Annotated in this window: 7 protein-coding genes; 1 reads left to right on the forward strand and 6 read right to left on the reverse strand. The window is 70.7% G+C overall.

Going from position 1 to position 6,223, the window contains the following annotated elements:
• Positions 1–89: 89 nt before the first annotated feature.
• Genes ACFU6K_RS28240 through ACFU6K_RS28265 form a run of 6 tightly spaced genes read right to left on the reverse strand, consistent with a single transcriptional unit; the run spans position 90 to position 4,558 of the window.
• Complete coding sequence (locus ACFU6K_RS28240; protein WP_380667659.1) at positions 90–551, reverse strand: low molecular weight phosphotyrosine protein phosphatase; 462 nt, start codon at positions 549–551, stop codon at positions 90–92.
• 20 nt (positions 552–571) lie between these two features.
• On the reverse strand, positions 572–1,714 hold the full coding sequence (locus ACFU6K_RS28245; RefSeq protein WP_380667661.1) for a DegT/DnrJ/EryC1/StrS family aminotransferase: 1,143 nt from the start codon (positions 1,712–1,714) through the stop codon (positions 572–574).
• Positions 1,715–1,730: 16 nt separating this feature from the next.
• Positions 1,731–2,774 (reverse strand): ATP-grasp domain-containing protein, encoded by a 1,044-nt coding sequence (locus tag ACFU6K_RS28250; RefSeq protein ID WP_380667663.1) that lies wholly within the window; start codon positions 2,772–2,774, stop codon positions 1,731–1,733.
• The gene (rfbB, locus tag ACFU6K_RS28255) at positions 2,741–3,712 is read right to left on the reverse strand and encodes a dTDP-glucose 4,6-dehydratase (RefSeq protein WP_380667665.1); all 972 of its coding nucleotides are present in this window, start codon (positions 3,710–3,712) and stop codon (positions 2,741–2,743) included. Before rfbB ends, ACFU6K_RS28250 begins: the two co-directional genes overlap by 34 nt.
• Positions 3,713–3,755: 43 nt before the next feature.
• Positions 3,756–4,301 carry a dTDP-4-dehydrorhamnose 3,5-epimerase family protein gene (locus ACFU6K_RS28260; protein WP_380667667.1) on the reverse strand — a complete coding sequence of 182 codons (546 nt, stop codon included), beginning with the start codon at positions 4,299–4,301 and terminating at the stop codon, positions 3,756–3,758.
• Complete coding sequence (locus ACFU6K_RS28265; RefSeq protein ID WP_380667669.1) at positions 4,298–4,558, reverse strand: hypothetical protein; 261 nt, start codon at positions 4,556–4,558, stop codon at positions 4,298–4,300. Before ACFU6K_RS28265 ends, ACFU6K_RS28260 begins: the two co-directional genes overlap by 4 nt.
• A gap of 250 nt (positions 4,559–4,808) precedes the next feature.
• On the opposite strand from ACFU6K_RS28265, the gene ACFU6K_RS28270 reads away from it, so the two are divergent.
• Positions 4,809–6,086 carry a transcriptional regulator gene (locus ACFU6K_RS28270; protein ID WP_380667671.1) on the forward strand — a complete coding sequence of 426 codons (1,278 nt, stop codon included), beginning with the start codon at positions 4,809–4,811 and terminating at the stop codon, positions 6,084–6,086.
• Positions 6,087–6,223 lie beyond the last annotated feature (137 nt).

The raw sequence follows: 6,223 nt of genomic DNA on the forward strand, positions 1-6,223 counted from the left end.
CGCGCGGACATCGCGCGACGGGCCGCCGAGCACGGCCGGCCGGACGCCGCCGACCGCCTCGTGGACGTACTGCTGTCGGTCGTGGGCCGCTAGTTCTGCTGGTCCGGCAGGTGCCGGACGGCGCCGGCCTGGATGGTGTCCATGCACCCCTGGTAGGCGGCGTAGTCGCTCTCCCAGGGGTCGGGCACGTCTTCGCCGCTGCTGTAGAGGTCGAGCTTGCCTGCGGCCGGCGTTCCGTCCGTCATGGTCTTGAGTTCGGCGAGGACGGCGTGGTCCATGGCCAGCACGCTGTCGGCCCAGTCGAGCATGCGGTGGTTGACCTTGACCGCGCGGTGGTCGCGGATGTCGTACCCGGCGTCCTCGGCGGCGCGGATGGCGTTGCTGTGGGCCGGGCCGCCGACGTGGCGCTCGCGCAGTCCGGCCGAGCGGACCTCGACCTTCTCCCCGCCGGTGTGGGCGAGGACGGCGGCGGCGAGCGGCGAGCGGTTGTGGTTGCCCAGGCAGACCACCAGGATGCGGTGGCGCTTCGGGTGGCGGAACATCTCGCTCATCTTCGACTCCTTGGTGTCGGTCACGCGGCGGCCTTGATCGCGTCGGCGAGCGCGGCGACCGTGTAGCGGACGCTGTCGTGGGTCATGGCGGGGTGGAACGGCAGGCCGAGGATCCGGCCGGCGACCTGTTCGGTGACCGGCAGGTTCCGGTGCCAGGCCGAGAACGCGGCCTGGGTGTGGTTGGGCGGGTAGTGCACGGCGACGCCGATGCCGTGCTCCCGCAGGTGGCGGAAGACCTCGTCGCGGTGGTGGTCGAGGACCACCACGCAGTTGAACGGCACGGTGTTCACCACGTCCACGTCGACCAGGCGGGCGCTGTCCAGGCCTGCCAGTTCGGCCTGGTAGGTGCGCCACAGGTGCCGGCGGTGTGCGGCGGTCTGCGGGAAGTGCTTCAGCTGGGCGACGCCGATGGCGGCGTTCAGCTGGGACATGTCGAAGCGCATTCCGGGGCCCTGGACCTCGTAGGAGGTCAGGGCGGCTCGGGCGTCCTTGGACTGGACGATGCCGAACAGGCGCAGGCTGCGGAGGGTGTCGGCTTCCTCACGGGTGCGGGGGATGATCGTGCCGCCCTGGCCGGTGGTGAGGTTCTTGATCGGGTCGTGCGAGAAGCAGGTCAGCACGGCGGGGTCGGCGCCGACCATGGTTCCGTCCGGGTGGCGGGAGCCGAAGGCGTGGGCGGCGTCTTCGATGATCTGGATGCCCAGGTCGGTCAGGTGGTCGCGGATCGGGGTGAGATCCACGGCCCGGCCGCCGTACAGCACGGGCATGACGGCGCGGGTGTTCGCAGTGAGGGCTTCGAGCACGGTGTCCGGGGTGACGGCCAGCGTGCGGGGGTCGATCTCGGCGAAGCGGGGTTCGGCGCCGCTCCAGGTGACGGCCTGGACGCTGGCGCAGAAGGTGAGGGAGGGGAGGACGACGTCGTCACCGGGGCCGATGCCGATCGAGCGCAGAGCGAGGTGGAGTGCCGTGGTGCCGGAGTTCACGGCGACGGTGTCGGTGACGCCGATCAGGTCGGCGACTCCGGCTTCGAACTGGTCGGTGGCCGGGCCGTGGCCCCACTGGCCGCCGGGGAGGACGGCGGCCAGTGCGGCGGCTTCGGTGCCGTGCAGCAGCGGCGCGGCATTGCGCTCGACGCCCGGGGGCCGCGTGGTGGTCGAGGCCAAGGCGGGTGCTCCTTCGTCAGGGCGTGCCGGAGACGGCACGGGGCTCGGTGGACATCACGGCGACGTACTTGGTGAGGAAGGCGCCGCCGCGGTAGGTGAGCCGCCGGTGGTCGACGGGCTGCTGGAAGAGGCCGTTCAGGGTCTGGCGGACCAGGTCGGCTCCGGCTTCCTCGGCGAGCAGGAATCCGGCGGCGAATCGGGCGTTGATCTCGGTGATGACCACGCGCGGGTCGGCGCCTTCGGTGATGAAGCCCTGGACGTCCCCCGGGCCTACGGCGCCGATCGCCCGGATCGCCTCGGCGACCCGCTTGGTGGCCTCCGGGTCGTCGATCGTGACGGCGACCATCGACATGCCGGCCTGGACCATCAGGCGCCGTCGCAGGATCGCGGAGGTGCGGCCGTTGCGGTCCGTCAGGCAGTCGGCGGAGAACTCCACACCCCGGACGCGCTGCTGGACGATCGGGGTGGGCACCAGCTCGCACAGAACGCGGGCCTGTTCGCGGGTCCGGCAGAAGTGCACGTCCTTGGAACCTTGGCCGCGGCGCGGCTTGACGACCAGCTCGGTGCCCTCGGGGGCTTGGTCGATCTGATCGGGCAGCCAGGTCTGCGGGGTGGGCACCCTCGCGGCGCGCATCGCCTGGTGGAACTCCCACTTGTCGCCCGCAGCGGTGACGGTGGCCGCGGGCGGCAGCCAGGTTCGCACTCCGGCGCGTTCCAGGTGGCCGCGCAGGTGGACCAGTTGGGGCAGCTCGTTCTCGACGCAGCAGATCAGGGCGTCCGGCTTGAGGTCGTGCACCAGCTCCATCAGGTCCGCGGCGAACAACGGGCTGTCGGCGCGGGCGATGGTGCGGGCGGTGATGCCGGGGGCGAGCAGGCCCGGTGCGAGGAGGTTGGAGTCGGTGCCGATGACCTCGTGGCCGAGCTTGAGGAGGGTGAGCGCGAGGTCGAGGCCAGGGGCCCCGCCGATGCCGGTCACCAGGATGCGGCGGGGCTCCGCCGGGTCGGAGGTGTTCGACTCGCGGCCTTTCACGCGGCGGCCCGCGCGGTGGCGCTCTGCCACCAGTCGGGGTTGCCGCGGTACCAGTCGACGGTCTCGGCGATGCCGGCCGCCAGGTCCTGCCGGGGCTGGTAGCCGAGCTGGGCGAGCTTGCCCCAGTCCATGGAGTACCGGATGTCGTTGGCGGCCCGGTCGGGCACATAGGTGACCTGGTTCCAGGTGGCTCCGGTGGCACGCAGGAGCATGCCGGTCAGCTCGATGGTGGTCAGGTCGGTTCCGCCGCCGATGTTGTACGCCTGTCCAGGGATGCCCTTGTGGAGGACCAGCTCCACTCCGGCGCAGTTGTCGGTGACGTGCAGCCAGTTGCGGACGTGCTCGCCGTTGCCGTGGACGGTGACCTTCTCCCCGGCCAGCAACCTGGTGACGAACAGCGGGATCAGCTTCTCCGGGTACTGGCGGGGCCCGTAGTTGTTGGAGGACCGGGTCACACACACCGGCACGCCGTAGCTGGAGTGGTAGGCCAGGGCGATCATGTCGGAGGCGGCCTTGGACGCCGAGTACGGCACGGTGGGGTTCAGCGGGTCGGATTCGAAGGCGGTTCCGGTGGGCAGGGAGCCGTACACCTCGTCGGTCGAGATGTGGACGAACTTGCGCGTGCCGATGCGGCGGGCGGAGTCGAGGAGCGTCTGGGTACCGAGCACGTTGGTGGAGACGAAGTTCCCGGCGTCGGTGAGGGAGCGGTCGACGTGGGACTCGGCGGCGAAGTGGACCACGGCGTCGTGGGTCTCCATCAGGGCGTCCACCAGGGTGCGGTCGAGGATGTCGCCCTGGACGAAGGTGAACTTCTTGGAGTCGGTGATGCCGTCGAGGTTGCCGAGGTTGCCCGCGTAGGTGAGGGCGTCCAGGACGGTCACCCTGGCGATGTCGTCGGCGTCGATGAGGCGGCGGGCGAAGTGCGATCCGATGAAGCCGGCGCCGCCGGTGACGAGGATGTTCTCCATGGGAGTCACCAATCTGGGTGAGGTATGGCGAGGGTCAGGCGGATTAGGCGGGCAGCAGGTTGCGGCCGAGGGCCTCGGCGAGGCTCAGGCTGTTGCCCACGACGATGGAGGCGGGCTCGGGCGGCCACTCGATGGAGAGGTCCGCGTCGAGCGGGTCGATCGTCAGGAACTTCTCGGGACGGTGCAGCTCGCTGAGCAGGTAGGTGACGCTGGAGCGGTTCGCCAGAGCGAAGGTGGCGTGCCCGACGCCGGGCGGCACGAACAACGCGGTCCGTCGCTCGGCGTCGAGGTGTTCCAGGTGCCAGCTGCCGAAGGCGGTCGATCCGGTGCGCAGGTCCACGAGGGCGTCGAGGACCGCTCCGTCGGTGCAGGTGAGGTACTTGGCCTGGTCGGCGGTGGCGACGCTGATGCCACGGAGAGCGCCGAGGCGGGACACGACGGTGTTGGCCTGGGCCAGGCGGAACGTCCGGCCGGTGGCTGCACGGAACACGCCCTCCCGGAAGAACTCCTGGAGTTCGCCGCGGACGTCGTGGCGGGTGTTCGGTTCGAAGGCGAACGCCCCGGGGACGGTGAGTGGACGGACCTTCATCGGCGGCCGTCCTCGACGGACCAGTCCGGCGCGCTGGTCGGGACCGCCGCTTCGAGGTGGGTCTCGGCGTGCTGGACCAGCAGTCCAAGCACACCGAGGGCGGCGACGTTGAGTGCGGCCCAGGACGCGGTGAGGAACGCCCCGAGGCGGTCGCGGTCGGCAGGAGCAGCGCGCGCGGTACCGCGCGCACCGCTGGTCGGGGCGGTGCCGGGCAGCGGTGCCGGGCCGGCGAGCGGGTCGGCGGTGATCTGAGGCATGGGTGAGAAGGCGGTGGCGATTACGCGCATGGTGAGGAAACCCTTCGAGGGGCAGGGTCAGACGGGAGGCGTCAACGAGCCCGGAGCGGGGAAAGCCAAGGCTTCGCTCGACGGCCCGACTTACTGATAGACAGTCAACTCCTGGAACCACCACAAGCGCTGGCGCCATTGAAGGGGCCATTTTCTTCGCGGGGGCCGCTTAGGGGGGCCAGGTTCGGGCACTGGACAGTCAGATGCGCAGGGAGCAGGCATGATGGCACCAGACGGCATCGGCGTACTGCTGCGGAAACGCCGCGAAGCCACCGGCCGTTCGCGCGAAGAGCAGGCCCTGTTCCTGGTGCGGTTCCAGGACGGGGAACCGTTCGACGCGGGAAACCTGAAGCGGTGGGAGAAGGAGAAGCGGCTTCCGACTCCCCGGTGGTACCAGCTGCTCTCCGAAGGCTACGAGCTGACGGTCCAGGAGATCGTCCGGGCAGTGACCGCCTCCAGGCGCTGGCGCAGGGCAACCCGTCATGCTGACGGCGTTGACGGAGAGGAGGAGACAGCGGTGAAACGGCGGAGCTTTCTCAGTGTGGCAGCACTGGCAACGGGGATCACGGCGGTACCCGGCATCGCCGAAGCGCGGACGGGTATCAACGCGGGACTCTCCGGCTCCGATGCCGGAGACCTCGCCTATCTCGACGGGGCCTTCGAGCGCCACCGCGGCGGCTACCACGGGCGCTCACCGGTCGTCGTCCTCGGCCAGATGAAGGCCGATCTCAACCTCCTGCGCGACGTGCTGGGACGCCCGCACCCGGCCGGCATCCGTACCGACCTCGCACGCACGGCGGCCGGCATCACCGGGCTGGTCGCGATCATCCAACACGACCGCGGCGACCAGCGCGACGCGCACGGCTGGTTCGCCACCGCCGAGCAGGCCGCCCGTGAATCCGGTGACAAGCAGATGCTCGCCTGGGTACTCGCCCGCCACGCCATGGTCCCCCTGAACTACGGCGCCTCGAACGCTGCAGCCAATCTCGCCGCCCGCGCGCGGGCCGAAAGCGGCGACGCACCGACCGCCTCGGCGGCCCTGGCCGCCGCCGTCACCGCCCGCGCCCTCGCCTCCGCCGGTGATCACCAGGGCGCCCTGCGAGCCGTCGCCGACGTCCGCGCCATCGCCGAGCGTCTGGACGGAACCCAGGCTGCCGACACCTGGTTCGGCTACCCGATGCAGAAGCACCACGTGCACCTGAGCCAGGCCTTCACCCTCATGGGCCACACCCGCGACGCCTACGCCGAGCAGGAAGCCGCACTCGCACTCACCCATTCCCCGTCGATCATGGTCCGGGCGCTCCTGGAGATGGACGCCGCCACGTGCCTGTGCTCCGACGGCGACCCCACCAGTGCCGTGGACAAGGCCGTCGATGTCTGGGAGAAGCTTCCTCCCGCGTACCGCGGCGGACTGATCCGCACCCGCGCCGAAGCCCTGCAGCAATTCCTGCCCGGGGCAGCACATGACCGCCTCGGGGAGGCCCTGGCCGCTCCGTAGTTCCCGCCGCGCCGCGCCGACCGGCTCGTCGGCACTGGATACGGCCTGCCGCTGCGGTCGCGCACCGGGACCAGGATGCCCCATTCCTCATCTGTTCCCCGTTCGCCCCACATTGGTTCCGTTCCGCCGCGATCGCG

The sequence above is a fragment of the Kitasatospora sp. NPDC057512 genome (genome assembly GCF_042802135.1).
GTDB lineage: Bacteria > Actinomycetota > Actinomycetes > Streptomycetales > Streptomycetaceae > Kitasatospora.

Excerpts from the sequence above, each read along its gene's own strand:
- rfbB (WP_380667665.1), bottom strand. The coding sequence starts at position 3,712 with ATGGAGAACATCCTCGTCACCGGCGGCGCCGGCTTCATCGGATCGCAC.
- ACFU6K_RS28270 (WP_380667671.1), top strand. The coding sequence starts at position 4,809 with ATGATGGCACCAGACGGCATCGGCGTACTGCTGCGGAAACGCCGCGAA.
- ACFU6K_RS28265 (WP_380667669.1), bottom strand. The coding sequence starts at position 4,558 with ATGCCTCAGATCACCGCCGACCCGCTCGCCGGCCCGGCACCGCTGCCC.
- ACFU6K_RS28240 (WP_380667659.1), bottom strand. The coding sequence starts at position 551 with ATGAGCGAGATGTTCCGCCACCCGAAGCGCCACCGCATCCTGGTGGTC.
- ACFU6K_RS28260 (WP_380667667.1), bottom strand. The coding sequence starts at position 4,301 with ATGAAGGTCCGTCCACTCACCGTCCCCGGGGCGTTCGCCTTCGAACCG.